Source organism: Sabulicella glaciei (assembly GCF_026183895.1).
GTDB classification, from domain to species: domain Bacteria; phylum Pseudomonadota; class Alphaproteobacteria; order Acetobacterales; family Acetobacteraceae; genus Roseococcus; species Roseococcus glaciei.
In genome coordinates, this window is record NZ_JAPFQI010000009.1 from 95,753 (window position 1) to 121,117 (window position 25,365).

At 70.4% G+C, this 25,365-nt stretch carries 29 protein-coding genes and 1 tRNA gene; 22 read left to right on the forward strand and 8 right to left on the reverse strand.

The genetic code is table 11. The features are described 5' to 3' along the window. Positions 1-26 precede the first annotated feature (26 nt). Complete coding sequence (locus OF850_RS12950) at positions 27-1,301, forward strand: LysM peptidoglycan-binding domain-containing protein (protein WP_301590609.1); 1,275 nt, start codon at positions 27-29, stop codon at positions 1,299-1,301. Here OF850_RS12950 and OF850_RS12955 read toward each other — a convergent pair. Continuing rightward, on the reverse strand, positions 1,253-1,450 hold the full coding sequence (locus OF850_RS12955; RefSeq protein ID WP_301590610.1) for a hypothetical protein: 198 nt from the start codon (positions 1,448-1,450) through the stop codon (positions 1,253-1,255). The two genes, OF850_RS12950 and OF850_RS12955, sit on opposite strands and share 49 nt — an antisense overlap. Before the next feature lie 253 nt (positions 1,451-1,703). On the opposite strand from OF850_RS12955, the gene OF850_RS12960 reads away from it, so the two are divergent. Together OF850_RS12960 and OF850_RS12965 are read left to right on the forward strand one after the other, a co-directional pair. Next, on the forward strand, positions 1,704-2,384 hold the full coding sequence (locus OF850_RS12960) for a phosphatidylserine decarboxylase (RefSeq protein WP_301590611.1): 681 nt from the start codon (positions 1,704-1,706) through the stop codon (positions 2,382-2,384). Further along, positions 2,384-3,235: a CDP-alcohol phosphatidyltransferase family protein gene (locus OF850_RS12965; RefSeq protein WP_301590612.1), complete on the forward strand. Its 852-nt coding sequence runs from the start codon at positions 2,384-2,386 to the stop codon at positions 3,233-3,235. The genes OF850_RS12960 and OF850_RS12965 overlap by 1 nt, the downstream gene beginning before the upstream one ends. 99 nt (positions 3,236-3,334) lie before the next feature. On the opposite strand, the gene OF850_RS12970 is transcribed toward OF850_RS12965, so the two are convergent. From OF850_RS12970 to OF850_RS12980, 3 genes are read right to left on the reverse strand one after another with little or no spacing between them, the layout of a single operon-like run. Next, positions 3,335-4,573: a CaiB/BaiF CoA transferase family protein gene (locus OF850_RS12970; RefSeq protein WP_301590613.1), complete on the reverse strand. Its 1,239-nt coding sequence runs from the start codon at positions 4,571-4,573 to the stop codon at positions 3,335-3,337. Next, a complete protein-coding gene (locus OF850_RS12975; RefSeq protein ID WP_301590614.1) occupies positions 4,570-5,310 on the reverse strand; it encodes a CoA-transferase in 741 nt (246 codons plus the stop codon). Before OF850_RS12975 ends, OF850_RS12970 begins: the two co-directional genes overlap by 4 nt. Further along, entirely contained in the window at positions 5,307-6,116 is an 810-nt protein-coding gene (locus tag OF850_RS12980) for a CoA transferase subunit A (RefSeq protein ID WP_301590615.1), read from the reverse strand. The genes OF850_RS12975 and OF850_RS12980 overlap by 4 nt, the downstream gene beginning before the upstream one ends. Positions 6,117-6,210: 94 nt before the next feature. On the opposite strand from OF850_RS12980, the gene OF850_RS12985 reads away from it, so the two are divergent. Beyond that, on the forward strand, positions 6,211-7,038 hold the full coding sequence (locus OF850_RS12985) for an MBL fold metallo-hydrolase (protein ID WP_301590616.1): 828 nt from the start codon (positions 6,211-6,213) through the stop codon (positions 7,036-7,038). Between the two features lie 12 nt (positions 7,039-7,050). On the opposite strand, the gene OF850_RS12990 is transcribed toward OF850_RS12985, so the two are convergent. Then, positions 7,051-8,265 (reverse strand): aminotransferase, encoded by a 1,215-nt coding sequence (locus tag OF850_RS12990; RefSeq protein ID WP_301590617.1) that lies wholly within the window; start codon positions 8,263-8,265, stop codon positions 7,051-7,053. Positions 8,266-8,301: 36 nt separating this feature from the next. Between OF850_RS12990 and OF850_RS12995 the strand changes: the two genes are divergently transcribed. Next, positions 8,302-8,832, forward strand: a complete 531-nt coding sequence (locus OF850_RS12995) for a GNAT family N-acetyltransferase (protein ID WP_301590618.1) — start codon at positions 8,302-8,304, stop codon at positions 8,830-8,832. On the opposite strand, the gene OF850_RS13000 is transcribed toward OF850_RS12995, so the two are convergent. Then, positions 8,829-10,496, reverse strand: coding sequence for a gamma-glutamyltransferase family protein (locus tag OF850_RS13000; RefSeq protein ID WP_301590619.1), 1,668 nt, complete (start codon positions 10,494-10,496; stop codon positions 8,829-8,831). The two genes, OF850_RS12995 and OF850_RS13000, sit on opposite strands and share 4 nt — an antisense overlap. A 47-nt stretch (positions 10,497-10,543) precedes the next feature. Here OF850_RS13000 and OF850_RS13005 point away from each other — a divergent pair, with 47 nt between their 5' ends. Both OF850_RS13005 and OF850_RS13010 read left to right on the forward strand, forming a co-directional pair. Next, complete coding sequence (locus OF850_RS13005; RefSeq protein WP_301590620.1) at positions 10,544-11,338, forward strand: enoyl-CoA hydratase-related protein; 795 nt, start codon at positions 10,544-10,546, stop codon at positions 11,336-11,338. A gap of 67 nt (positions 11,339-11,405) precedes the next feature. Then, complete coding sequence (locus OF850_RS13010; protein WP_301590621.1) at positions 11,406-13,028, forward strand: histidine kinase famiy protein; 1,623 nt, start codon at positions 11,406-11,408, stop codon at positions 13,026-13,028. Here the strand turns inward: OF850_RS13010 and OF850_RS13015 are convergent. After that, entirely contained in the window at positions 13,000-13,533 is a 534-nt protein-coding gene (locus OF850_RS13015) for a nucleoside 2-deoxyribosyltransferase (RefSeq protein WP_301590623.1), read from the reverse strand. The two genes, OF850_RS13010 and OF850_RS13015, sit on opposite strands and share 29 nt — an antisense overlap. On the opposite strand from OF850_RS13015, the gene OF850_RS13020 reads away from it, so the two are divergent. From OF850_RS13020 to OF850_RS13065, 10 genes are all read left to right on the forward strand, one after another. Further along, positions 13,532-14,383 (forward strand): alpha/beta hydrolase, encoded by an 852-nt coding sequence (locus OF850_RS13020; protein WP_301590624.1) that lies wholly within the window; start codon positions 13,532-13,534, stop codon positions 14,381-14,383. The two genes, OF850_RS13015 and OF850_RS13020, sit on opposite strands and share 2 nt — an antisense overlap. A 33-nt stretch (positions 14,384-14,416) precedes the next feature. Then, positions 14,417-15,610, forward strand: a complete 1,194-nt coding sequence (locus OF850_RS13025) for an ABC transporter substrate-binding protein (RefSeq protein WP_301590625.1) — start codon at positions 14,417-14,419, stop codon at positions 15,608-15,610. Positions 15,611-15,620: 10 nt separating this feature from the next. After that, positions 15,621-16,541: a branched-chain amino acid ABC transporter permease gene (locus OF850_RS13030; RefSeq protein WP_301590626.1), complete on the forward strand. Its 921-nt coding sequence runs from the start codon at positions 15,621-15,623 to the stop codon at positions 16,539-16,541. After that, positions 16,538-17,461, forward strand: a complete 924-nt coding sequence (locus OF850_RS13035; protein ID WP_301590627.1) for a branched-chain amino acid ABC transporter permease — start codon at positions 16,538-16,540, stop codon at positions 17,459-17,461. Before OF850_RS13030 ends, OF850_RS13035 begins: the two co-directional genes overlap by 4 nt. After that, positions 17,454-18,206: an ABC transporter ATP-binding protein gene (locus OF850_RS13040; RefSeq protein ID WP_301590628.1), complete on the forward strand. Its 753-nt coding sequence runs from the start codon at positions 17,454-17,456 to the stop codon at positions 18,204-18,206. The genes OF850_RS13035 and OF850_RS13040 overlap by 8 nt, the downstream gene beginning before the upstream one ends. After that, positions 18,206-18,907 (forward strand): ABC transporter ATP-binding protein, encoded by a 702-nt coding sequence (locus OF850_RS13045; protein ID WP_301590629.1) that lies wholly within the window; start codon positions 18,206-18,208, stop codon positions 18,905-18,907. Before OF850_RS13040 ends, OF850_RS13045 begins: the two co-directional genes overlap by 1 nt. An 18-nt stretch (positions 18,908-18,925) precedes the next feature. Next, positions 18,926-19,366, forward strand: coding sequence for a cupin domain-containing protein (locus OF850_RS13050; RefSeq protein ID WP_301590630.1), 441 nt, complete (start codon positions 18,926-18,928; stop codon positions 19,364-19,366). A gap of 75 nt (positions 19,367-19,441) precedes the next feature. After that, positions 19,442-20,608, forward strand: coding sequence for a multidrug effflux MFS transporter (locus OF850_RS13055; RefSeq protein WP_301590632.1), 1,167 nt, complete (start codon positions 19,442-19,444; stop codon positions 20,606-20,608). A gap of 46 nt (positions 20,609-20,654) precedes the next feature. Beyond that, positions 20,655-20,729 (forward strand) — tRNA-Val (locus tag OF850_RS13060). Between the two features lie 416 nt (positions 20,730-21,145). Then, positions 21,146-21,859 carry a hypothetical protein gene (locus OF850_RS13065; RefSeq protein ID WP_301590633.1) on the forward strand — a complete coding sequence of 238 codons (714 nt, stop codon included), beginning with the start codon at positions 21,146-21,148 and terminating at the stop codon, positions 21,857-21,859. A gap of 151 nt (positions 21,860-22,010) precedes the next feature. Here the strand turns inward: OF850_RS13065 and OF850_RS13070 are convergent, their stop codons facing one another. Further along, positions 22,011-22,244 (reverse strand): integrase core domain-containing protein, encoded by a 234-nt coding sequence (locus OF850_RS13070; protein WP_301590635.1) that lies wholly within the window; start codon positions 22,242-22,244, stop codon positions 22,011-22,013. Between OF850_RS13070 and OF850_RS13075 the strand changes: the two genes are divergently transcribed. The 5 genes from OF850_RS13075 (at position 22,239) to OF850_RS13095 (ending at position 25,097) form a co-directional block, all read left to right on the forward strand. After that, positions 22,239-22,499, forward strand: coding sequence for a class I SAM-dependent methyltransferase (locus OF850_RS13075; protein ID WP_368044690.1), 261 nt, complete (start codon positions 22,239-22,241; stop codon positions 22,497-22,499). The two genes, OF850_RS13070 and OF850_RS13075, sit on opposite strands and share 6 nt — an antisense overlap. A gap of 26 nt (positions 22,500-22,525) precedes the next feature. Beyond that, a complete protein-coding gene (locus OF850_RS13080; RefSeq protein ID WP_301590638.1) occupies positions 22,526-22,702 on the forward strand; it encodes a hypothetical protein in 177 nt (58 codons plus the stop codon). A gap of 20 nt (positions 22,703-22,722) precedes the next feature. Beyond that, positions 22,723-22,929 (forward strand): hypothetical protein, encoded by a 207-nt coding sequence (locus tag OF850_RS13085; protein ID WP_301590639.1) that lies wholly within the window; start codon positions 22,723-22,725, stop codon positions 22,927-22,929. Further along, a complete protein-coding gene (locus OF850_RS13090) occupies positions 22,922-24,358 on the forward strand; it encodes an amidase (protein ID WP_301590641.1) in 1,437 nt (478 codons plus the stop codon). Before OF850_RS13085 ends, OF850_RS13090 begins: the two co-directional genes overlap by 8 nt. A gap of 385 nt (positions 24,359-24,743) precedes the next feature. After that, positions 24,744-25,097: a glutathione S-transferase family protein gene (locus tag OF850_RS13095; RefSeq protein WP_301590642.1), complete on the forward strand. Its 354-nt coding sequence runs from the start codon at positions 24,744-24,746 to the stop codon at positions 25,095-25,097. Positions 25,098-25,365: the final 268 nt, after the last annotated feature.

Here is a 25,365-nt window from a genome sequence, read left to right on the forward strand (position 1 = left end):
GCCAATCGGGAGAAGGAAGGCGCGGCTTGAGCCGTCTGGCCTGGATCGCATTGGCGGGCACTGGCGCGCTGACGGCTGCCTGGATGGGTGGCTTGCTGCCGCCGGGCGTGCCGCCCTCTCCCGCACGGCCTGCCCCTCCCATGGTCGCGGCGCCCGAGCCGCCGCGCGTCGGTGTCGAAGCGCTGCGCGAAGCGGCGAACCGGACCGAGCCGCGTCCCGCCGTGCCCGCGCCGCAGCCGCCCCTGGCCGCCGCGTCCCGCCCTGAGCCCCAGGGCCGGTCTGCCCCGCGGGCTGAGCCTGCCGAGGCCGCCCGGCCCGCGCCGCCGCGCTTCGACGTGGCCCGGCTGGGCCGCAACGGCATGCTGGTGGCTGCTGGCCGCGCCCAGCCCGGCTCCGAGGTCACGCTGCTGGACAATGGCCGCGAGATCGGCCGGGGCCGCGCCGATGCGCGCGGCGAATGGGTGATCCTGCCGGACGCGCCGCTCGGCCCTGGCGCGCGGGAACTGACCCTGATGATGCGCCCGCCGGGCGGCGAGCCGGTGCCCGGCGAGGCCAGCGTGGTCCTGCTACCGCCCGACCCCGCCCCGGCTCTGGCCACCGTGGCGCCAGGCCAGGCGGAAGCGACGCGCGAAGCCGCGGTGGGCGACGCGGCCTCCGCAGAGACCCACGCTGCGCGCGAGGAACGCGTGGCCGAGGCCACGCCGCGCCGGGAACGGCCCCAGGCCGAAGCCTCCGCCTCCCAGGCCGCGCCGGGGCCGCTGGCGCTGCTGGTACCGCAGGCCCAGGCCGCGCCGGTGGTGGCGCTGCAAGCCCCGTCCCGCGCCCGCTTGGCGCTCGACCTCGTGGATTACGGCATGGACGGCGACATCCGCTTCGCCGGCTCCGCCCCGCCGGGTTCCGTGGTCCGGCTCTACGTGAATGGCCGGCACCTGGGCGATGCCACTTCGGACGCCGCCGCGCGCTGGAGCTTCGCCGCTGGCGACCGGCTGCCGCCCGGGCGCTACACGCTGCGCGTAGACCAGCTGGACGCCCAGGGCCGCGTGGCGTCGCGGGTGGAGCAGCCCTTCCTGCGCGAGCCGCCGCCGGTCATCGCCGCCGCCGCGGCAGCGGCACCGGAATCCCGTCACATCGTCCAGCCGGGCCACACTCTCTGGCGCATCGCGCGCGAGAATTACGGGCGCGGCGCCCGCTTCACCCTGATCTACGCCGCCAATCGCGCGCAGATCCGCGACCCGCACCGCATCTTCCCGGGTCAGGTCTTCGCGTTGCCCACGCCGGCGGCTTCCAGCCGCTCCAGATAAGGGTCGAGGGACAGGGCGAAGCGCACCATCTCGCTCAACAGCCCGGGGGCGGTGTCGCGCGGCTCGGCCTCCGTTTCCAGCCGCAGCCGGTGGTTCGGGGTAACGCGCAGCGCCCAGCCGGGCGGCATCTCGGGCGGCAGGCGCCGCACCTCCTCCAGCGTCCAGACCCGGTCCGCGCCCGGTTCCGCCGTCGAGGGGATGCGCCCGGCCAGGGCAGAAAGCCACAGCCGGCCCCGTTCCAGCCGCGCCTCGCAGGGGCGGCCGCGCCACGCGAAGCGCAGGGCTGGCGGCTCATGCCCCTCCTGCGGGGCCAGCGTTCCGTTGCGCGCGACGAAGAAGGTGCGGAGGGTGAGCTAGGGTTCAGCTTGCCCCAGGCAGATGAACGGACCATAAACCGCGCCCATGTCGCTCCGAAACAGCATGAGCCTCGTCCTCGCGCCGCCGCACCCGGTGGGGCGTCCCTTTCTTTGGGGTGGCGCCGCCGTCGCCGTGCTGGGAGGGCTGATCCTGGGGGCCTGGCTGTTCTGGCTGGGTGCCGCCTTCACCGCCTTCTGCCTGTATTTCTTCCGCGACCCGCGCCGCGTCCCGCCGTCACGTCCTGGCCTCATTCTCGCCCCGGCGGATGGCAAGGTGGTGCTGGTCGGCCCCGCCGTGCCGCCGGCGGAGCTGGAGATGGGCAGCGCCCCGCGCCACCGCGTCGCCATCTTCCTGTCCGTGCTGGACGTGCACGTGAACCGCTCCCCGGTGCAGGGGCGGGTGGGCCGCATCGTCTACCGCGCCGGCGCCTTCTTCGACGCCTCGCTGGACAAGGCGAGCGAGCACAATGAGCGCAATGGGCTGCGCATCGACCTGCCGGATGGCGGCAATCTCGGCTGCGTGCAGATCGCGGGCCTCATCGCCCGGCGCATCGTCTGCACGGCGCGCGAGGGCGACCAGATCCTGGCCGGGGAGCGCTTCGGCATCATCCGCTTCGGCTCGCGCACCGATGTCTACCTGCCCGAGGGGGTGAAGCCCCTGGTGACGCTAGGCCAGACCATGATCGGCGGCGAGACGGTCCTGGCCGAACTCGGGACCCGGGGCTGATGGCGGAAGGGGCGCCGAGGGCCGGGCTTCGCCGACGCCTAGGCCGGTTCGGCGGTCAGGCTGGGCGCGCGCCGAGCCTGAACCGGCTGATCCCGAACATCCTCACCATGATGGGCCTCTGCGCCGGTCTGGTGGCGATCCGCTTCGCCTTCGACGGGCGCTTCGCCCAGGCGGCGGCCTTCATCGTCGCGGCCGGCGTCATCGACGGGCTGGACGGGCGCATCGCGCGGCTGCTGAAGGGCACGTCGCGCTTCGGGGCGGAGTTCGACAGCCTCGCCGACTTCCTGTCCTTCGGCGTTGCGCCCGCGCTGATCATGTATCTCTGGACCATGAACCAGGTCGGGCCGATGGGCTTCGTGCCCTGCGTGATGTTCGCCGTCTGCTCCTCGCTGCGCCTCGCGCGGTTCAACGCCGCCTCCATCGTCGAGCCGGGATCGGTGCCCGCGCCGCGCCCGGCCTTCGCGTCGAACTTCTTCACCGGTGTCCCGGCGCCGGCCGGCGCGGGTCTGGCGCTGTTTCCGCTCTTCGCCTCGCTGGCCTTCGGCGAATGGGGCTGGACGGCCACGGCCGATGCCTTCCGCCGGCCCCTTCTTTCCGCCGTGGTGCTGCTGGTGGTGGGGGCACTGATGGTCTCCACCCTGCCATCCTGGTCGTTCAAGAAGGTGAAGATCCCGCCGCGCCTCGTCCTGCCGCTCCTGCTCGGTGTCGGCGGCTTCGTGGCGGTGCTGGTGACGGAGCCCTGGGCGGCGCTGGCGGCGGCCGCGCTGATCTATGCGGGGATGCTGATCTTCTCCGCGCGGGCCTATGGGCGCCTTGCGCGGGAGCATGAGGCGACGCACCCGCCAGGCTGAAGCGGCCTCAAGCCAGACGGGATTGCTTGGCAGCCCGGAAAATGCGTCCCGAGCCACCTCACCGCATCCCGATGCGGTGAGGCGGCTCGGGGAGCGGCACTACCTGCGCCGCGCCTCCACCAGCACGCCAGCCTCGGCGAGGCGGGCGATCTCCTCCTCGCTGAAGCCCTTGGCGGTCAGCACCTCGCGCGTGTGCTCGCCGAAGCGGGGCGGCTTGGCGGAGGTGTCGCCCGGGGTGCGGGACAGCTTGATCGGCGTGCCGAGGCCGCGGAACCCGTCCTTCTCCGTCACCATGGCGCGGTGCGCGGTGTGGGCGGCGCGCATCGCCTCGTCCACGCCCAGCACCGGGCCGGCGGGCAGGCCGGCGGCCAGCATGCGCTGGCACAGCTCGTGCCCATCCTCGCCCGCGAAGCGCTCCTCCAGGATGGCCATCAGCGCCGGGCGGTTGGTGACGCGCCCGCCATTGGTGCGGAAGCGCTCGTCGCCCGGAAGCTCCTCCAGGCCGAGGAAGGCGCAGAACTTGCGGAAGGTCGGGTCGTTGCCGACGCCCACGAAGATCTCGCAGGTCTTCGTCTGGAACTTGGCGTAGGGGGCGAGGTTCGGATGCGGGTTGCCCGTCGCCACCGGCCGCTTGTTGTTCAGGAAGAAGTTGGCCGCGTGCGGGTGCAGCAGCGCCATACCGCAATCGTGCAGCGTCATGTCGCAATACTGGCCCTGGCCCGACTTCTCGCGGTCGTGCAGCGCCATCAGGATGGCGATGGCGCTGAACAGCCCGGTGGCGATGTCCACGATCGGCGTGCCGAGACGCGTCGGGCCGCTATCCTCCGTGCCATTGATGGACATCAGCCCGACCATGGCCTGCAGGATGGCGTCGTAGCCCGGGAAGCCGCCTAGCGGCCCGGTCGCGCCGAAGCCGGAAACGCGGCAATGGATCAGGCGCGGGAAGCGCTTGGCCAGCACCGCCTCGTAGCCCAGCCCCCACTTCTCCATGGAGCCGGGCTTGAAGTTCTCGATCAGCACGTCCGCGCCTTCGAGCAGGCGCAGCAGCACCTCGCGCCCCTCGGGCTTGGCGAGGTCGAGGCCGACCGACTTCTTGTTGCGGTTCACGCCGATGAAGTAGGAGGCGTCGCCATCCTCGTTGAAGGGCGGGCCCCAGTCGCGCACCTCGTCGCCCTGGGGCGGCTCCAGCTTGATCACCTCCGCGCCGTGGTCTGACAGGATCATGGTGCAGTACGGGCCGCCGAGGACGCGGGTGAGGTCCACCACGCGCAGCCCGGCCAGGGCGCCCGGCCCGGTGCGGAGGGCCTTGCCCTCGGTCACGGTCATGCCGTCGGTCATGCGGCCGCCTTCCTTTCGAACACGCGCGAACAGAACTCGGGATAGGTTTCCATCATCTCGTCGCAGACCGGGCCGCGCAGCAGCGCCAGCTCCTCCGCCGTGGGGGCGGGGGTCTCGCCGAGGGAGGGCGCCACGTCGAAATCGAAGCCGGTCTCGGCGCGGATGTTTTCCAGCGTCTCGCCGGGGTGCAGCGTCTCCAGCGTGAAGCGGCCGCGCGCTGGGTCGAAGCCGAAGACGCAGCGCCCGGTCACCAGCGCCTGGGCGTGGCCGCGGCGGAACACGCCGGGCTCGCTGACGCCGGGGGCGGAGATATGCGCCACCCGGTCCACCAGCACGCGGGACGAATGCTCCTCGCGGAACAGGATGGTGCGGCCGGCCATGAAATACATGAAGGCCGAGCCGAAGGAGCCGGGGAAGCGCACCTCGCGCCCCGGCCATTCGCCCGTGCCGATGAGGTTGAGGTTGGCCTGCCCGTCGATCTGCCCGCCGCCCAGGAAGAACAGGTCGATGCGGCCCTGGCCCGTGAGGTCGAACAGCTCGCGCGTCCCTTCGGTGAAGGGATTGCCACTGCGCTTGTGCAGCAGCGACAGCCGCACGGGCGAGCCCCCCTTTGACACCAGCCAGCACGCGGCGGCGGGGATGGGCGAGGCCGCACCCACCGCGATGTGCCGCGTCGGCCGAGCGCGGATCAGTCGCGCGAGGGTGACGGCGAGAAGCTCCTCCGGCTTGTGGCTCATGCCGCCGCCCTCTGGGTGAAGACGTGCTCCGCCAGCCATTCGTTGAACCCCGCCTCGGTCCGCGCGGCGCGGGCATAGGCGGCGACGTGGTTGGCGTCGAAGCCGTACTCGTCCAGCAGCGCGACCGGGTGCGCTCCGCGCTCCGCCACGGCCACCGCCTCGATGTAGGTGCCGCTGATCGTGCCGGGGGCGAGGCGCTCATCCTCCAGGAAGTTGCCTTCCATCACGCGCTCCACCGTCACCAGCACGCGCCGGCTCGAATGGGCCAGGGTGGCGCATTCGCGGCGGCGGCCGACCCAGACGTTGCCCAGGCTGTCGGCCATCACGCCATGGAAGGCCGCGACGTCGGGCGACAGGGCGGGCAGGGCGACGATGCGCTCGCCATCGCCGAAGGGGCTGTCCATCACCACCCAGTCCGGGCGGTTGGCCAGGATGTCGGAGCCGATGAGGCCACGCAGCGGCATGAAGGGCACACCCTTCTCGGCGGCCTGGAGCATGGTGTGGATGGCGGGGCAGGTGGCGTCCACCACCTTCAGCGTCCCGGCCCGGACCGCGGCGGAGAAGCGCGGCGCGAATCCCGCCTCGCCCAGCGACACCGCGCTGGTCTGCACCTCCGCGACGCAGCCCGCGCCGATCAGGAGGTCGGTCGCGAAGCCGGAAACCGGCACGCCCAGCAGGCGCAGCCCCTTCGCGCCGCGACGGATCAGCGCCTTGGCGAGCGCGACGCTCGGCAGGGAGTTGTCGGGGGGCAAAGCGAGCAGCGCCCCGTCCGGTACGCTGGCCGCCATTTCCTCAAGGGTTGTCATCGCCCGCTTCCTCCTGCGCTCGCCAACCGTTTCCTTGGCTTAGGCCCGCGTCGCCCCCGGTGCAACCGCGCCCTGACCGCCCCGTTCGCGCCCCATGAAGATTCACGCGATCAACTGCGGCTGGATGCGCCCCTGGGGTGGCCTGCTGTGGGACCGTCACAGCACCGGCGTCGGTCCGGCCAGCCTCGCCTGCCGCTGCGTGGTGGTGGAAGGCCCCGAGGGGCCCATCCTGGTGGATACCGGCTTCGGCCCCACCGACGAGGCCGAGCCGGAGCGCATTCCCGCGCCGTTTCGGCTGATGAACCGACCGGACATCCAGCCGCACCGCTCCGCCCTCGCGCGCGTGCGTGCCCTGGGCTTCGCGCCGGAAGACGTGCGCCACATCGTCATGACCCACCTCGATTTCGACCATGCGGGCGGGTTGACCGACTTTCCCTGGGCCAAGGTGCACGTCACGGCGAAGGAGCTGAGCGCCGCGCAGGCAAGGGACGGCGTGAAGGCGCGGCTGCGTTGGAGCCCAGGTCAGCTCCGCGCCGACTTCGTCGGGCACGAAGCCCCGGGCGAGCCCTTCTTCGGCATGGAGACCGTGGACGGATTGCCCGCGGGGCTTCGCCTCGTCCCGCTGCCCGGCCATTCGCCGGGCCATGCCGGCGTCGCCATCCCGGCCGAGAAGGGCTGGGTGGTGCATGCCGGCGACGCGATCTTCGATGCCCGCGAACTGGAAGGGCCGGGCAAGGCACCGCCCCTGGCCCTGGCCTACGAGAGCGCGATGCAGTCCGACCCCACCGCGCGCCACGCCAGCGCCGAGGCGCTGCGCCTTCTCCGCCGGCAGGCGCCGGAGGACATCACCATCCTCTGCACCCATGACCCGGTGCTGCACCCCAGCGTGCGGATGGCGGCAGAGCCCGGGCTGAACGACTGAGCTTGGCCCGGGCTAGAAATCCTGTCCCGCATCCGGGCTGCGGGCGAAATCGGCGAGGCGCGCCGCTGCCTCGTCGTGCCGATCCGGCGGCAGGCAGGCATGGGCGAGGCGCAGGTGCCGCTCATTGCCGGGGCCGAAGAAGCAGCCAGGCAGGGTGACGAGGCCGTGGCGCGCCGCCAGGACCTCGGCCGCCGCGCGCCCGTCCAACGCCCCCTCGGGGATGCGGAGCCACGCGAAGAACCCGCCCGCCGCGTCCACCTGGAAACCGGGCACCCGGTCCAGCGCCGCCAGGAAGGATCGGCCCGCCTCGCGCATCGCCTGCGCCCGTTCCTCGCGCCATCCCCCGAGCGCGGGGATGGCCCAGGCCAACGCCGCCTGGGGCGGGCGCGGCGGGCAAAGCTGGATGTTGTCCACCGCCTTCATGAAGGCCGCGCGGACCACCGGGCCCGCCAGCACCGCGCCCATGCGGTGGCCCGGCACGCCATAGGCCTTGGAGAAGGAATAGATCTGCACCACGAAGTCGCGCCAATCCGCGCGGCCGAACAGCGCGTGCGGCGCGCCGTGCCCCTCGGGCAGGAAGTCGCGATAGGTCTCGTCCAGCACCAGCCACAGGCCGCGCTCGCGGCACAGTTCCGCGAAGCGGGCGATGTGCCCGGCAGGGATGGGGGCGCCGGTCGGGTTGCTCGGCGAGACGAGCACGATGGCACGGGTGTTGGGACCGATCAGTGCCGCCGCCGCGTCGGGGTCGGGTAGGAAATCCGGCCCCGCGGGAAGCGGGCGCGCCGACACGCCGCGCAGGGCGAGCGCCATCTGGTGGTTGAAGAACCAGGGCAGGGGAAGGATCACCTCGTCCCCCGGCGCGACGAGGGCCATCATCGCCAGGGTGAAGCCGAGATTGGCGCCGGCGGTGATCCGCACGTCGTCCGGCCGGGCGTCGCTGCCGTAGATCCGGTTGGTTTCCGCGGCCACCGCCTCGCGCAGCGCCGCCTCGCCTTCCAGCGGGCCATAGCTGCTCAGGGCCGGATCGGCGCTGGCCGCGCCGAGCCTGGCGAGGAGGTCGGGATGCGGCGGGCCGGCCGGGACGGCCTGGGTGAGGTCCAGCAGCGGGCCGTGGCGCCCGTCATAGCGTCCGGCCCAGTCCCGGCAGGCGGGGATGGGCGGCGTCCCGACACGCTCCGCCGTGGCGGCAAGGCGGGGGACGCGGTACACGAGATTGTCGAGCGGCATGGTGCCGCAACGCCTGGGGGCGCTTCGCGCTGCATCATGACCGTGCTCGGAACCCCGCGCCTCGTGCTGCGGCCGCTGGAGGCCGCGGATGACGGGGAGTTCGCCGCGCTGAACGGCGATGCCGAGGTGATGCGCCATTTCTCGGCGCCGCTCACCCGTATCGAGAGCGACACTATGCGGGCAAGGCTGCAAGCGCGCTGGCGCGAGGAGGGTTTCGCCTTCGCCGGGGCCTTTCTGCCGGAGGGCGGCCTTGCCGGGATGGTGGGGCTGATGCGCGTGCGGCCCGACATGCCCTTCGCCCCAGCAGTGGAGATCGGCTGGCGCATCGCCGTCGCGCATCAACGGCGCGGCTTCGCAGAGGAGGCGGCGCGTGCCTGGATCGCCCATGGCTTCGGCGCGCTGGGGCTCGGCGAGATCGTCGCCTTCACCGTTCCGGCGAACGAACCCTCCTGGCGGCTGATGGAGAAGCTGGGGATGCGGCGTGCCGGCGAGTTCGAGCACCCCGCCCTGCCGGAGGGCCACGCGCTGCGTCGGCACCTCCTGTATCGGCTGGCTCGCCCTGGCTAGGCGGCGACGCACCCCGCCGGGCGGCGAACATCCGCCCCCGCCGCCACCAGCCCTTCGCCGGGCAGGCTCAGCACCGCCTCGACGCATCCCGCGAGCCAGCTCGTGTCCGGCCAGTCCTGCATGCGGTGCCCGCGCGCGGCCAGCGCGTCGCGCACCGCCTGGGGGATGCGCGCTTCCGCCGCCAGCAGCCCCGGATGCGCCTCGAAGGGGGCGAAGCTGCTCGGCGCGGCGTAGGACGCCACGCGCGGCGCCTCGATCGCCTCCTGCAGCTCCATGCCGAAGGCGAAGACGTTGTAGGCGACCTGCATCATCGCCTGGATCTGCACGTCACCGCCCGGCGTCCCGAAGGGCATCACCCCGCCCTCTCGGGTGACGATCATGGCTGGGTTGGGCGTCAGGCGCGGCCGCTTGCCGGGTGCCATGCCGGATTTGTGGCGCGGGTCCGGCCGCGACTGGCAGCCGCGGTTGGAGGGGATGAGGCCCAGCCCCGGCACCACCGGCGAATCCCACGACCCGTCCGAGGGCGTGGCGGAGAAGGCATTGCCCCAGCGATCCACCACCGCGACGTAGGAGGTGTCCGCTTCCAGCTTCGGCGCCTCCTGCGCCACCGGGCCGGGCTCGACTTCGCCGGGCAGGGAAGGGTGGGCGCGGTCCATGCGGATCTCGCGCGCCCGCGCCGCCGCGTGCTCGCGCGACAGCAGGCGCTCCAGCGGCACCTCCACGAAATCCGGATCGCCGAAATGCATGTCGCGGTCGGCCAGCGCCGCCTTCACGCTTTCCGCGACGATGTGCAGGTAGTCGGCCGAGTTGTGCGCGTGCTCGGCCAGCCCCGCCGCTTCCGCGACGGTCATCGCCTCGATCAGCGCGGGGCCCTGGCACCAGGGGCCGCAGGCCAGCACCTCGTGCCCGCGCCAGGGGCGGCGCACCGCCGGCAGGACCGGCGCGCGGTGCGCCGCCATGTCCTCCATGGACAGCCAGCCGCCTTCCTCCCCGACGAAGCGCGTGATCGCCCGCGCGATGTCGCCGCGGTAAAAGGCATCGCGCGCGGCGGCGAGGCCGCGCAGCCGGTCGGTGTGGCGCGACGCCTCGTCGGCCAGGAAGCGCAGCGTGCGCGCGAGGTCGGTCTGCACGAAGCGCGAGCCCAGGCGCGGCGGCTCGCCGCCCGGCAGGAAGATGGCCGCGTTGCTCGGCCAGCGCGCATATTCGTCGCGATGCGCCTCGACGGTCTGGCGCAGGATGGCTGGGGTGGCGAAGCCCTCCTCGGCCCAGCGGATCGCGAAGGACACCGCCTCCTCGAAGCGGATCGTGCCATGGCGCTCCAGCGCGGTGATCCAGGCATCGGGCGCAGCGGGCACCACGGTGCGGCGCACGCCCGGCGGGATCTGGCCGCCATGCTCGCGAAGGAACACGTCGGGCGGCGTCGTCGCCGGCCAGCGCCCCAGCCCCGCGATCGTCTCCACCCGCCCATCGGCGAGGCGGATCATGATGGGTGCGACCCCGGCCACGTTCACGAGGTCCGGCACCAGCACGCCCAGCGCGATGCCGGCCGCCACCCCCGCATCCACCGCGTTGCCGCCGCCTTCCAGGACGGTGAGGGCTGCGGCGGCGGCGAGGTGATGCCCGGCGGAGGCGGCGTGGCGGGAGCCGTAAAGGGTCGGTCGCATGGATCGAGGCTAGCCCATCCCGCGATGATCGGCGATGTTGCGCCTCCATGGACGAGTCGCCCCTTCTGCTCGCGGTGGATCGCCGCGGCATCGCCACCGCCACGCTGAACCGCCCCGCCCTGGGCAACGCCTACAACGGCGCAATGCTGGAAGCCCTGATCGGCGGGCTGGAGACCCTGGCGAAGGACGACGCGATCCGCGCCCTGGTGATCCGCGGCGCGGGCCGGCACTTCCAGGCCGGGGCCGACATCCATTGGCTCCGCGCCGCCGCGGGCGCCCCGCCGGAGGAGGCACTGGCCGCCTCGATGCTCACCACGCGCGCGATGCAGCGGCTGAACGAGCTCCCCAAGCCCACATTCGCCGTCATTCACGGCGCCTGCTTCGGCGGCGGCACCGGCATCGCCTGCTGCGTGGACGTGGCGCTGGCGACCACGGAAGCCAGCTTCGGCATCACCGAGGTGCGCGTCGGCGTCGCGCCCACCCCCATCTCCACCCACATGGCCCACGCCATGGGGCTGCGCCACGCCCGCCGCTACGCCATCACCGGCGAGCGATTCGGGCCGGAGGAGGCGATGCGGATCGGCCTGGTGCACGAGGTGCTGCCGCCCGACCAGGTCGAGGCGCGGCTGGAGCGCATCCTGGCCGACACGCTGCTTTCTGCCCCCACGGCCATCGCCGCCACCAAGCGCTCCCTGCTGGAGTCCAACGGGCTTGCGCTGTCCGAGCGCGAGGTGGTGGTCCTTTCGCAGGAAAGCTGGATGCAGCGGAGCGGCGCGGAGGGGCGCGAGGGCCTTGCCGCCTTCCGGGAAAAGCGGCGTCCACGCTGGGCGCCGTCCGAGTGACGCAGCGCTGAACCGCGAGCGCCCGCGCGCGTTCCGCTCTCGTGAAGGCATTGGAAGCGCACGCGGCATGACGGAGTACGACACGGAGACGGGCTCCGTCGGCGGCTTGTCCCCCGTCATCGAGGACACGAGCCCCCCTGAAGGGAACAAGGCGCACAACGACATCTTCTTCGCGGCGGTCGAGACGACGCGGATGCCGATGATCGTCACAGACCCAAGCCAGCCGGACAACCCGGTCGTGTTCTGCAACCCGGCCTTCATCCAGATGACCGGCTACACGCTGGAGGAGATCCACGGACGCAACTGCCGCTTCCTCCAGGGGCCCGACACCGACCGTTCCGTGGTCGCAGAGGTGCGCCAGGCCATCGAAGCGCGGCGCGAGGTTTCGGTCGAGGTCCTGAACTACCGCAAGGACGGCTCGGCCTTCTGGAACGCGCTCTTCATCTCGCCGGTCTTCGACCCGCAGGGACAGCTGATCTACTTCTTCGCCTCCCAGCTCGACATCTCGCGGCGCCGCGACGCGGAGGAGGCGCTGCGCCAGGCGCAGAAGATGGAGGCGCTGGGCCAGCTGACCGGCGGCATCGCGCACGATTTCAACAACCTTCTCCAAGTCATCATCGGCTACGCGGACGCGCTGCGCGACGCCGGGACCCGGACGAACCCGGCGCGGGTGGACAAGGCGGTGGAGGCCATCTCCCAGGCCGCCGCGCGCGGGGCGACGCTGACGCAGCAGCTCCTCGCCTTCGCCCGCAAGCAGCGGCTGGAGGGCCGCCCGGCCAGCCTGAACACGCTGGTCGAGGGGATGGCGCCGCTGATCGAGCGCACGGTGGGCGGCACCATCCAGGTGAAGCGCAGCCTCGCGGCCGGGCTGCCGAACGTGCGGGTGGATTCCACCCAGGCGGAGTTGGCGCTGCTGAACATCCTGCTCAATTCGCGCGACGCCATGCCCGATGGCGGGCGGATCGAACTGAAAACCAGCCAGCGCCACATCGACGCCGAGGATGCCGCGCTGTTCGGCGAGCTCCAGCCCGGCGACTACGTGGTGCTTTCCGTCACCGACACCGGCACCGGCATGCCGCCCGAGATCCTGAGCCGCGTCACCGAGCCCTTCTTCACCACGAAGGACCAGGGCAAGGGCACCGGGCTCGGCCTGTCCATGGTCTATGGCTTCGCCAAGCAATCCGGGGGCACGTTGCGCCTGCATTCGGATCCGGGGATCGGCACCACGGTGCAGCTGTTCTTCCCGTCCATCAAGGCTGACGCATCGCGCAGCGCCGGGCAGGCCCGCCCGCTCGACCCGCGCCCGGGGCGCGAGACGGTGCTCCTCGTGGAGGACCAGCAGGATGTCGGCGACCTCGCCGAAACGGTGTTGGAGGATTTCGGCTACCAGGTGCTGCGCGCCGCCAATGCGCAGGAGGCGCTGGCGGTGATCGAGGGCGGGAAGCGCGTGGACCTGCTCTTCACCGACCTCATCATGCCGGGCGGCATGAATGGCGTGGTGCTGGCGCGGCTCGCGCGGCGCTCGCGCCCACGGCTCAAGGTGCTGCTCACCACCGGCTACGCGGAGATGAGCCTGGAGCGGATCGAGGCCGGAGGCTCGGAGTTCGACGTGATCCAGAAGCCCTATCGCCGCTCCGAACTGGCGGCGAAGGTGCGGCTGGTCATCGACGGTCCGACCGGCGTGGGCTGAGGCGGCGCAGCGCCTCCTCGAAGGGGGCCAGGTCGCGCCACGGATCGGCGGCTGCCATGCGCACCATCATCCCGCCGGACTCCGCGATCGCGCCTTCCAGCATCAGGTTCTCGCCGAGGCCGAAATCCTCGACGGTCAGCCCTTCCGCGTCGCGCCACGCGCCCCCGTCCTCGCGGCACGCGATGCGTTCGCGCAGCGTGGCCTCCGTCGCCATGTATCCATGCACCGGCCGGCCCAGGCCGCGCATCAGCCCCATCTCGAACACCGTGCCCGGATCGGCCCCCGCGCCACGAAAGGGCGAGAGATTGGCGAGCAGCGCGTCGCAGCCCCGCAGCATCTCCTCGCAGCGCGCGTGGATGGCGCGCCAGTCGGACGGATCGGCGAGGGGAGGATCCAGGGGGAACGCCCCCTCGATGCCATGGGCGGCGCAGAGCGCCTTCTTCGCGGCGCCGATGGCGTCCGCGTCGGGCAGGAAGACCTCGGGGCCGGCGAGGTAGAGGCGCATGGATGCCTTGTATCACGGAACCGGCCTTGCCGGCGCGCCCTCGCCGCGCAAGGCTGCGCCCATGGATGCCGAGGCGGAGTACAACAACCGCGCCCGCGTGGGGGAAAGCGGCGCGATCATCGCCGGCTGGGCCGAATCCGCCGCCCGATTCCGCGCCGCCCACCCACCCGAGACGCTGCGCTACGGACCGGGCCCGCGCGAGGCGATGGACTTGTTCCTGCCCACCGGCACGCCACGCGGCGCGGCGCTGCTGATCCATGGCGGCTACTGGCAGGCGCTGGGGCGGGAGTGGGGCAGCCACTGGGCGGCGGGCCTGCTCGCGCAGGGCGTCGCGGTGGCGCTGCCATCCTATGATTTGTGCCCCTCCGTGCCGCTTGCTCGCATCTGTGCGCAGATGGAGGCGGCATCCGCCACGCTGCATGCGCGCCTCGGGATGAAGCTGCTCGCGATAGGGCATTCGGCGGGCGGGCACCTCGCGGCTTGGCTTCTGGCACGCGCGCCGCATGTCACGGCGGCGTTGCCCATCTCCGGCCTGTTCTGGCTGGAGCCGCTGCTGCCCACCAGCCTCAACGCAGCGCTTCGGCTGGATGCGGAAACGGCGCGCGAGCTGTCGCCCGGGCTCCGGCCGGCGCCCGGCAAGCCGCTCCACCTCGTCGTCGGCGGCGCGGAAAGCGCGGAGTTCCTGCGCCAGAGCCGCGACTTCGCGCAGGGCTGGGGCGGCAGCTTCGAGGCGCCAGAGGGGCTGAACCACTTCACCGTGCTCGACCCGCTTTCCGACCCGTCACAGCCCATGACGCGCCGCGCCGCGATGCTTGCGGGGCAGGCATGCGGCTTGGTAATGGATGCTTGAACCTTGAAACATCAACGAACCGGGGAGTTCTCCATGGCGTCCCTGCCGCTTCTGACCCGCCGCGCCACGCTCGGCACGGGCGCCGCCCTCCTCGCCACGCCGGCGCTCGCCCAGGGCGGCGCGCCGATCAAGGTGGGGCTCGTCGCCGTGCAGACCGGCCCGCAGGCCGCGCTCGGCACCCAGCTTCGCGACGGCTGGACGCTGGGGCTGCGCCAGCTGAATAACCAGCTCGGTGGTCGCCCGGTCGAGACGCTGGTGATCGACGACGAGCTTCGCCCAGACGTCGCCGTCACCAAGGTGCGCGCGGCGCTGGAGCGCGACCGGGTGGATTTCGTGGTCGGCGTGGTGTTCTCCAACATCCTGCAGGCGATCATGCGGCCGGTGACGGAGGCGAATACCTTCCTCATCTCCACCAATGCCGGGCCGTCCACCTTCGCCGGGCGCGGCTGCAACCCGTATTTCTTCACCACCTCCTACAACAACGACCAGGTCCATTCCGTGATGGGACAGGCGGCGCAGGACGAGGGCTATCGCCGCGTCTTCCTCATGACGCCGAACTACCAGGCCGGGCGCGACGCCATGGCCGGCTTCAAGTCGCGCTTCCGGGGCGAGGTGGTGGACGAGATCTACGTGCCGCTCAACCAGCTCGACTTCTCGGCGGAGCTGGCGCGCATCGCCTCAGCGCGGCCGGATGCGGTCTTCACCTTCATGCCGGGCGGGCTGGGCGTGAACTTGGTGCGGCAGTACCGGCAGGCGGGGCTGGCCAACATCCCCTTCCTGTCCACCTTCACCGTGGACGAGGCGACGCTGCCCGCGCAGGGCGAGGCGGCGCTGGGCTTCTTCGCCGGCGCCAACTGGGCGCCGAACATGGACAACGAGCCGAACAAGCGCTTCGTGCGCGAGTTCGAGGCGGCGTTCAACTACGTCCCCGCCACCTATGCCGCACAGAGCTACGACGCGGCCAACCTGCTCAACAGCGCGGTGCGGCGCGTGAACGGCAACCTGTCCGACAAGAACGCGCTGCGCCAGGCCATTGAGGCGGCGGATTTCCAGTCGGTGCGTGGCCCGTTCCGCTTCGGCACGAACCACTACCCGGTGCAGGATTTCTGGCTGTGCCGCGTGGCGCGCCGTCCGGACGGCAAGTTCCAGACCGAGACGGTGCGCCGCGTGCTGGAAGCCAACGTGGACCCCTGGGCGGGCGAGTGCCGGATGCCCGCGCGGCTCTGACCGCCCGGGCATGAACACGACGCTGCTGCTGGTGCAGGCCCTCAACGGCCTGCAATTCGGCGTCCTGCTGTTCCTGGTCGCAGCGGGGCTGACCCTGGTCTTCGGCGTCATGGACTTCATCAACCTCGCCCACGGCGTGCAGTACATGGTCGGCGCCTATCTGGGCGCGGCGCTGGCCGCGATGACCGGCTCCTTCTGGCTCGGGCTGCTGCTGGCGCTGCCGGCGGCGTTAGTCTTCGGGCTCCTGCTCGAATGGCTGGTGTTCCGGCACCTCTACGCGCGCGACCACCTGTCGCAGGTGCTGGCGACCTTTGGCGTCATCCTGTTCCTGAACGAAGGGGTGAAGGCGGTGTTCGGCGCCGCTCCGCTGCAGATGCCGGTGCCGGAGGCGCTGTCCGGCGGCGTGCCGATCATGGAGGGGCTGCTCTACCCCACCTACCGCCTCGCCATCCTTGCGGCGGGGCTGCTTTCGGCCGGGCTGCTCTGGTTCCTCGTGGAGCGGACGCGCGCGGGAATGCTGGTGCGCGCGGGGGCCAGCAACGCGCCCATGCTGGGAGCGCTGGGCGTGGATGTGAACCGCCTCTTCATGCTGGTCTTCGGCTTCGGCGCCATGCTGGCCGGCTTCGCGGGCGTCATGGCCGCGCCCATCCTGTCGGTGGAGCCGGGGATGGGCGACAACCTCCTCATCCTCGCTTTCGTGGTAATCGTGATCGGTGGCATCGGCTCCGTGCGCGGCGCATTCATCGCCGCGCTGCTGGTCGGGCTGGTGGAAACGATCGGTCGCGCCATGCTGCCGGACCTCATGCGCCTTATGCTTGACCCCTCGGCGGCGCGGCAGACCGGCGCGGCCCTCGCCTCCATGCTGGTCTATGTGGTGATGGCGGTGATCCTGGCCGTGCGCCCCGCCGGCCTGTTCCCGGTTCGCCGATGAGGTGGCGCAACGCGGCGCTCCCGCTGCTGATCTTCGCCGCGCTGGCCCTGGCGCCCTTCGTGGGCTTCGGCCAAGGCCATTCGCTGACGCTGCTGGCGCGGGCGATGATCTTCGGCATGGCTGCGATCTCGCTTTCGCTGCTGGTGGGGGGCGCAGGGCTGGTCAGCCTGGGCCATGCCGCGCTGCTGGGCGTCGGCGCCTATGCCGTGGTGGTGCTGGACCATGCGCGCGTGACGGAGGCGCTGGTCGTCATGCCCGTCGCCATCGGGGTCGCCGCGCTCTTCGCCCTGCTCACCGGGGCGGTGGCGATCCGCACCTCCGGCGTGCATTTCATCATGATCACCCTGGCCTTCGGGCAGATGGCCTTCTTTACCGCCTCGTCCCTCGCGATCTTTGGCGGCGACGACGGCTACACCCTCTATGGCCGCCTGGAATTGGGCGGGTCGCGGCTGCTGGAGAACCGCCTCTTCTTCCACTTCGCCTGCCTCGCCCTGCTGGCCGGGACCTGGCTGCTGGTGGAGGCGCTGCTGCGCAGCCGGTTCGGCCGCGTGCTGCGCGCCGCGCGGGAGAACGAGACGCGCGCCCGTGCCGTCGGCTTCGCGCCCTATCCCTTCCGCCTCGCCGCCTATGTCATAGCCGGCGCCATCGCCGGGCTGGCTGGCGTGATGCTGGCCAACTCGGCAGAGTTCGTGGCGCCCGCCTATCTCACCTGGCAGCGCTCGGGCGACCTCCTGTTCATGGTGATCCTGGGCGGGCTGGCCGGGCCGCATGGCGCGCTGATGGGCGCGCTCGCCTTTGTCCTGATCGAGGAGTGGCTGTCCCACCTGACGGAGCATTGGCGTCTGATCTTCGGCCCGCTCCTCATCCTGTGCGTGTTCTTCATGCGCGACGGCATCGCAGGGCTGCTGCGCCGTGGCTGAATCGCTGCTGGAGCTTCGGTCGCTGCGCAAATCCTTCGGCGGGCTCGCGGTCACGCGCGACGTGTCGCTTTCCCTCTCGACCGGGGAGATCCACGCGCTGATCGGCCCCAACGGAGCCGGCAAGACCACGCTGGTCCACCAGGTCAGCGGCACGCTGCGCCCCGATTCCGGGCAGGTCCGCTTCGAGGGCGAGGACGTGACGCGGCTGGGCCTTGCCGCCCGGGCGCGGCGTGGCCTCGCGCGCTCCTTCCAGATCACCTGCATCATCCCCGGCTTTTCCGCGCTGGAGAACGTGGCCCTGGCGGTGCAGGCGCGCGCCGGTTCCTCCTTCCGCTTCTTCCGGCCCGCCGGGCGCGAGGCGGCACTGAACGGCGAGGCGATGGAGGCGCTGCGCGAGGTCGGGCTGCATGGCCGCGCCGATCTGCCGGCCGGCGCCCTGTCGCATGGCGAGAAGCGGCAGCTGGAACTGGCCATCGCCCTCGCCATGCGCCCGCGCGCCCTGTTGCTCGACGAACCCCTGGCCGGAACCGGGCCAGAGGAGGCGGAGCGGCTGATCCGCATCCTGTCCGCGCTGAAGCCGCGCTACGGCATCCTGCTGATCGAGCACGACATGCCGGCTGTCTTCGCCCTGGCCGACCGCATCTCCGTCCTCGCCGAGGGGCGCGTGATCGCCAGCGGCATTCCGGCCGAGATTCGTGCCGACGCGGCGGTGCGCGCCGCCTATCTGGGCGAGGAGGAGGGCTGATGCTGGAGGTGGAGGGCCTCGCCGCCAGCTACGGCCCCGCGCGCATCCTGCACGACGTGGCCTTCACCGTGGGCGCGGGCGAGGTGGTGACGCTGCTGGGCCGCAACGGCATGGGCAAGACCAGTACGGTGCGCGCCGTCATGGGGCTGCTGCCCGCCCTGGGCGGACGTGCGACGGAGGGGCGCATCCGCTTCGACGGGGCAGATCTGCTCGGCCTGCCGGCGCACGCGGTGGCGCGCAAGGGGCTGGGGCTGGTGCCCGAGGGGCGGCAGGTCTTCCCCACCCTGACCGTGCGCGAGAACCTGGTGGCGACCGCGCGGCCGGGACGCTGGGACCTCGCCTCCGTCCACGCGCTGTTTCCCCGCCTGCGCGAGCGCGAGGCCAATATGGGCCGCGACCTGTCAGGCGGCGAGCAGCAGATGCTCGCCATCGGCCGCGCGCTGATGACCAACCCGCGCCTCCTCGTCCTCGACGAGGCGACGGAGGGTCTGGCGCCGCTGATCCGTGCGGAGATCTGGGCGGTGCTGGCGCGGCTGAAAGGGGAAGGGCAGTCCATCCTCCTGATCGACAAGAACCTCGTCCAGGTGCTGCGTCTCGCCGACCGGCATGTCATCATCGAGCGCGGGCGCACGGTCTGGAGCGGCGACAGCGCGGCGTTGGAAGCGGCGCCCGGGCTGCGCGAGCAGTATCTGCACGTCTGAGAAAAGGGAGAGAAAATCATGATGATGACACCGGGAATCACCCCCGCGGGTGAGGGTGACGGGGGCGTGGTCTGGAACATCCTGGGACAGACCTACAAGCCGAAGCAGCTTTCCGAGGCCTGCTTCACCTTCGAGACGCTGTTTCCCGACGGCACCTTCGTGCCCCCGCACATCCACACCACGCAGGACGAGTTCATCTACCTGCTGGAGGGGAAGTTCGAGTTCCTGCTGGACGGGCAGACCGTGCACGCGAAGCCGGGCGACCTGATCCGCCTGCCGATGGGCATGCCGCACGGCATCTTCAACAAGAGCGGCGCCGACGTGAAGGCGCTGTTCTATGTCAGCCCCTCGCGCAAGCTCTACGAGCTGTTCTCGCGCATCCACAACCTGTCCGACCCGAACGAGGTGGTCCGCATCTCCGCCGAGTGCGAGGTGGAGTTCCTGCCGCCGCCGGGCTGAGCGCGCACGCATGGCGCCACCCTGCCATGCGCGCGGGCGGCGTCCTTCCGGGGCGGGGCAGGGGTATCACGGGGCATGGCGCGCTTTGCTCTCCTCCTCGGCCTACTGGCGGCGTTCGGGCCGCTTTCCATCGACATGTACCTGCCGGCCCTGCCCGCCATCGGCGTGGAGCTGGGCGGGGGCATAGCCGGGGCGCAGCTCACCCTTGCGGCTTTCTTCGCCGGTATGGCGGCGGGGCAGCTCCTGCACGGGCCGCTGGCCGACCGGTTCGGCCGGCGGCCGCCGCTCTTCGCCGGGCTTGTCGGCTTCATCCTGGCTTCGCTGGGCTGCGCGCTAGCGCCGGACAACGGCGCGCTGACCGCGGCGCGCTTCCTCCAGGCCTTCGCGGGCTGCGCCGGCATGGTGATCTCCCGCGCCGTGGTGCGCGACCTGTCGGACCGCATGGACCCGGTGCGGATGATGGGCCGGCTGATGCTGGTGATGGGCGTCGCGCCCATCCTGGCACCGCTGCTCGGCGGCTGGGTGCAGGCGGCGCTGGGCTGGCGCGCCATCTTCTTCTTTCTCGCCGGCGTGGGTGCGCTGGCGCTGGTTCTCTGCGCGCTCTTTCTGCCGGAGACGCTGCCAGGGGCGCAGCGGCGCGCGGAGGGCGTGGCGGGGGCGCTGCGCAGCTACGGGCGTCTCCTGCGCGACAGGCGCTTCCAGGCGGCCGCGCTTCCGGGCGCCCTCGCGATCATGGGGATGTTCGCCTACATCGCCGGCTCACCCTTCGTGTTCATCGAACTGCACGGCGTGCCCGCCGAGCGTTATGGCCTGCTGTTTGGCGGCGCGGCGGCCGGGATCATCGGCGCCTCGCAGCTTGCTGGGCGCCTGGCCGCGCTGTGGGGCAGGGAGGCGCTGATGACGCGCGCGCTCGGCGTGCTCGCGGTCGTGGCGCTGCTGCTGCTGGCAGCGACGGCGCTGGGGGGCGCGCTGCCGCTGATCTACGCGCCGGTCTGGCTCTATGTCGCGCTGATGGGGCTGGTGCTCCCCATGGCCGGGGTGCTGTCCATCCAGCCCTTCCCGCAGATGGCCGGCACCGCCTCGGCCCTCATGGGCACGATGCAATTCGCTCTGGGGGCGGTGGCTGGCACCGCCATCTCCGCCCTGCATGACGGGACGGGCTTTCCCATGGCTGGGATGATCGCGCTGGCCGCTGTTCTGGCCTTGCTCGCGCGCCTTGCCTTGCGGCCGCGCGAGGCATGAGGGCGGGTTGCGCTGTTTGGGAGATGCGGCTAAACGGCGCTCTCCCGGGCGCGTAGCTCAGCGGGAGAGCACTACCTTGACACGGTAGGGGTCACAGGTTCAATCCCTGTCGCGCCCACCATGAATTCCTTGAAAATCAGGCGCTTCTGGCCACCGCGGAGTTCGCGCAGGTTCGCTTTGGCCTGCGAAAGTTCGCGGAATCGCGGAGATATCCGTGCAGTAAACGTGCAGAATGTTTTTTGTTTGTTCTAGTTTGGGCTTCGTTCGCTGCCACGGCAGCCCAGAGCCAGACCGCGAGTTCTACGCCGACGGCCAAGCTCTGGAGTGGTTGCGCGACGCAGCACTCTATGTCTCGCTCCTTGAGCGCTCTAAAAAAAGAGAGGACTGCTAGGATACTTGTTCTACCCGTCGCCTCAGCGTCGTATAGCCGAGGCGAGAAAAGGTCACACAGTACTCCAAGTTGCCGCCTCTTGGAAGGTATTTTGGATACTTGCGGTCTTCACCGCGTTCTTGCAGCTAGTTTACTTGGAAAATTCATTGTCCGATTTTGAAGGGCTTTACATAACTGCCTCTTCCGCCGTTGCTGCAACATTTTTCTTAATGGAAGTATTTCGTGCGCCCTTGCTGAAGGCTTCGCCTAACTCCTTTGTGATAAGATCTACTAATCTTTTAGTTTCCGGGCGTGCGCTGAAAGTTCTTTTCCTCCTTGCCGGACTGATGTGTGTTCTTTACTTAAGTATTGAATGGGCGGGAGAATGGTCGATTGTGATTTCTGCAATGGGGAGTGCCGTCGTTTATTTTGCGTTTCGTGCTATTTGGCCGGCGCCCGCAATTGAGTATCAGAAGATTACAGTAGAGCCAGCCACAGCGCTCGCAGATATCCCAGCGGTGGCAGTACCAGATCTGAAATTACATCCTGCCCCAAGAAACTCAGATCCTGAGCGCGGCACCAACACCGCGTCGTTGGATCTGTCGCGCGGTGCTAAAAATCAACATCAGGCATCATCTGATCCAATAAACATGACCGTATCTGCCCAGCCGCCACAAAGGCCCAGCGTATTTCGGAAGGCTTTCAAATCGACGTTAATTGCGGCCGTCGTTTGCTTTGTTTGGAGCCTGTTTAATCCCGATCCTTATCTTGACCCACTGGGGCAAAAAATTGTGCCTCTCATTTCAACACTTGTGACGGCATTTATATTTTTCTTTATTGCTTTGGTGTTTCACGGTGTAATCCAATCTAAAGCCCGCTAGAGCTTAAAACCCGGACTGTTTGATCTTGTGCCAAGCTTTGACTCGGAGTCCAGAGAAGTCCCCGGGCGGAGGGCGAACTCTGGTTCGGGTTCTACAAGTGTCCTTGGGCTGGTTGAGCTTGTTTGGCGAAGGCTGCCGAGGTCAAGTTTCCTTACACCGATTGCGGTTGCTCCTCGTTCTGGTGCCGCCTCCATTCCGCAATGCGCTGCTGGGTGTCGGCGAACCATGAGAACCACAAGGCGTCCAGGGACTCGGCCGACAGTCGAACATTGAGCGCCTCAATAATCGCTTTTTTCCTTGGCTTTCCAAGGCCAGAGAAGTCGATTGAGACACCGTACCCAATGGCAGCCTGGATGCTGTCACCTGCTCCTTTGGCCTCATGCACATGGAACGACCCGAACGGGTGCTGGCCGAGATCGCGCGCGTGCTCCGGCCCGGCACCGGCCGCTTCGCCATGACGGCCTGGGCCCCCGAGGGCGATCTCTTCACGCTGGTCGGACAGGCGGTCCAGGCCCATGCCAACATGGCGGTGCCGCTGCCAGCTGCCCCATCCTTCTTCCGCTCGCTGACAAGGACACGTGCCGGTCCTCCCTCCGCGCAGCTGGCTTCGCGGAGGTCGACTTCCAAAGCATCCCGCTGATCTGGACCGGCAGCGGGCCGGAGTCGGTGCTGGACCTCCTCTACCGGGGCACCGTGCGCACGCCCATGCTGATCGAGGCGCAAGCGCCCGCGGCGGGGGCCGCCATCGAGCAGGCCATCATCCGAGGTGCCGAGCGCTACATGGGCGGTAGCGGGGTCGTGCTGCAATGGCTGGTCCTGCTCACCGTGGCCCGCCGGGATTGAGGAAGCGAGGAGGATCGATCATGACTGAATCCCGGGCCGAGGAGCTTCGCCACCTCGCGCGCAGGGTCCTGGGCCGCGACCTTTCGGCCGAAGAGGCGCTGCAGGCGGAACCCCGCCTGATGATCCTGGCGCAAACCATCGAGCGGCTGGAGGCCTGGCAGGCCGAACTCGGCGACACGCCGCCCGCCACCACCTTCCACCTGCCGGGGGAGCCGTCCGATGGATAACGAAACGCTGGCCTACCTCCCCATCTCCTCGCTCGCATCCCGGATGGCGCGCGGGGAGCTTTGCCCGGTCGCGGTGACCGAGGCCCTCCTCGCCCGCATCGGCGAGCGGGATGGCGTGCTCAACAGCTACATCACCATCATGGCCGAGCCCGCGCTTGCCGCATCCCGCGCCGCCGCCGACGCCCTGCGCTCGGACCGCCCGCGCGGCCCGCTGCACGGCGTGCCCATCGCGCTGAAGGACCTCCTCGCAACCAGGGGCGTGCGCACGACATCCGCCTGCGCCGCCTTTGCCGACTGGGCTCCCGACCATGACGCGATCGTCGTGGAACGCCTCGCCGCAGCCGGAGCGGTCATCATCGGCAAGAACAACATGCACGAGGCGGCGGCAGGCTCCAGCGGGCTCGTGTCCCATTCCGGCCCCATGCGGAACCCGTGGGACACGCGCTTCGTCACCGGCGGCTCCAGCGGCGGCTCGGCGGCGGCCGTCGCAGCGGGGCTCGCCTTCGGCGCCGTGGGCAGCGACACCGCAATGTCCATCCGGCACCCGGCTGCCTATTGCGGCGTGGTCGGCCTCAAGCCGAGCTTTGGCCGGGTCAGCAAGCACGGCGCCTTGCCCCTTGCCTGGTCGCTCGACCACGTCGGCCCGATCACGCGCACGGTGCGCGATGCCGCGCTGATGCTCGGCGTGCTCGCAGGCTTTGACCCGCGCGACCCTGCATCGCTGGACCGGCCGGTTCCCGATTACGCCGCCGCCCTGGATGGCGACATTCGCGGCCTGCGGGTCGGCGTGCCCCGGCGGCATTTCTTTGAGGGCTGCGAGGTCTCGACCCTCGCGGCGGTGGAGGCGGCGATCGGCACGCTGCGCGATCTCGGAGCGACACTGGAGGAGTGCGAGCTGCCGCATGCCGCCGATGCGCCGCTCCTCGTGCGGACCATCCTGCTGGCTGAGGCCGCCACTTATCACGCCGAGCGGCTCCGCCAGACCCCCGAACTCCTCAGCCCCAGCCTCAAGGGCGCGCTCGGAACGGGCTCGCTGGTGAGCGCGGTGCATTACGTGCAGGCGCAGCGTGCGCGCCGGGTCGTGGGGGAGGGCTTCGCCCGGGTGATGGCCAAGTTCGACGTGCTGGTGATGCCGACCACGCCGCTGCCAGCCTGCCGGGCGGAAGCGGACGAGGCGGCGCTGACGGGGCCGCGGATGCGCAACACGGCCCCCTTCAACTTAACCGGGCTGCCCGCCCTTTCCCTGCCCTGCGGCTTCACGGGGGAGGGAATGCCGGTCGGCCTGCAGATCGTGGGCCGCGCCTGGGACGAGGCCACCGTCCTGCGCGTCGCCGATGTCTTCGAGCGCGCGACGGAGTGGCACAAGAGGCGCCCTGGGGGTCCGGCCCTCGCCATGGGGGAGCCTCCATTATCTGGTGGACAAGCCTGAGAGCAGCGACGATCTTGTCGGTACCGCGCAACGGCCATCGCGGCGACAGACACCGTGCGCTTCATGATGCTGAGTGCGTCACGTGACCCCGGGAGCACGAGTTTCTGTTGGCTCGGCAAATCCGAACTCCCAGGAGGGCGGCCCGAAATCACTAGTCTTCGGGCGGGATTCGCCACTGCTAGTTTTCCGGGATGTCTCGCCACCTGAAAGCTTCTGCCCGAAAAGCGTCCGCCCAAACCGTCTGCGCGGAGACGGTCACCCCCGTTCTCTTCGACGACCTGCCCGAGGGGCCGCGTCTCATTGGCTACGCCCGCGTGTCCACGCCGAGCAGACGGTCGAGCCGCAGCGTCAAGCGCTGGCCGCTGCCGGCGCGGCGGTGGTCCATGTGGATGACAGCATCGGCCGCTCGGTCACACGGCAACCCGGCCTGGAGGCAGCGATGAGCGCGCTCCGGCCTGGCGACACGCGCCGGCACGTCGGCCTGCCGCACATCTATGGCGAGGCGCCGGCCGCAGTCGACGCAGCGAAGAGCTACTTCCTGCGGCAGGCGCAGGTCGTGTCCGACCTCCTGGACGACGGCCGGCCCTGGCTGATGGGCGAAGCCTTCACCGGCGCCGACATCCTGCTGACCTCGTGCTTCGGGATGGCCTTGCCCTACGGGTTGCAGCTCACCGAGACCCTCACCGCCTACCGTGCGCGCCATCGCGCGTCCGGCCTACGTCGCGGCGATGCAGGCTAACCAACCGCCGTAACGGTAGTGTCCTTTGTTGCTAGAGGTGAGGGTTGCCCGGTGGTGTGCCACCGGGAGCAGGTTCTCCTGGCCGGCGTAGTTGAGCGCTTTGGCCTCGGCGGGCGGGATGTGACCGATGAGGTTCAGCTGACGCCGAGGGTGAACCAGTCGACCTATTCGAGGGTGGCGAATTTCACGGCATCGCGCGACCGCTAGGGGCTGCGCCGGTGAATGACCTTGGCTTGTTGATGCCGTTGATACACTCAGCCAAGACGTT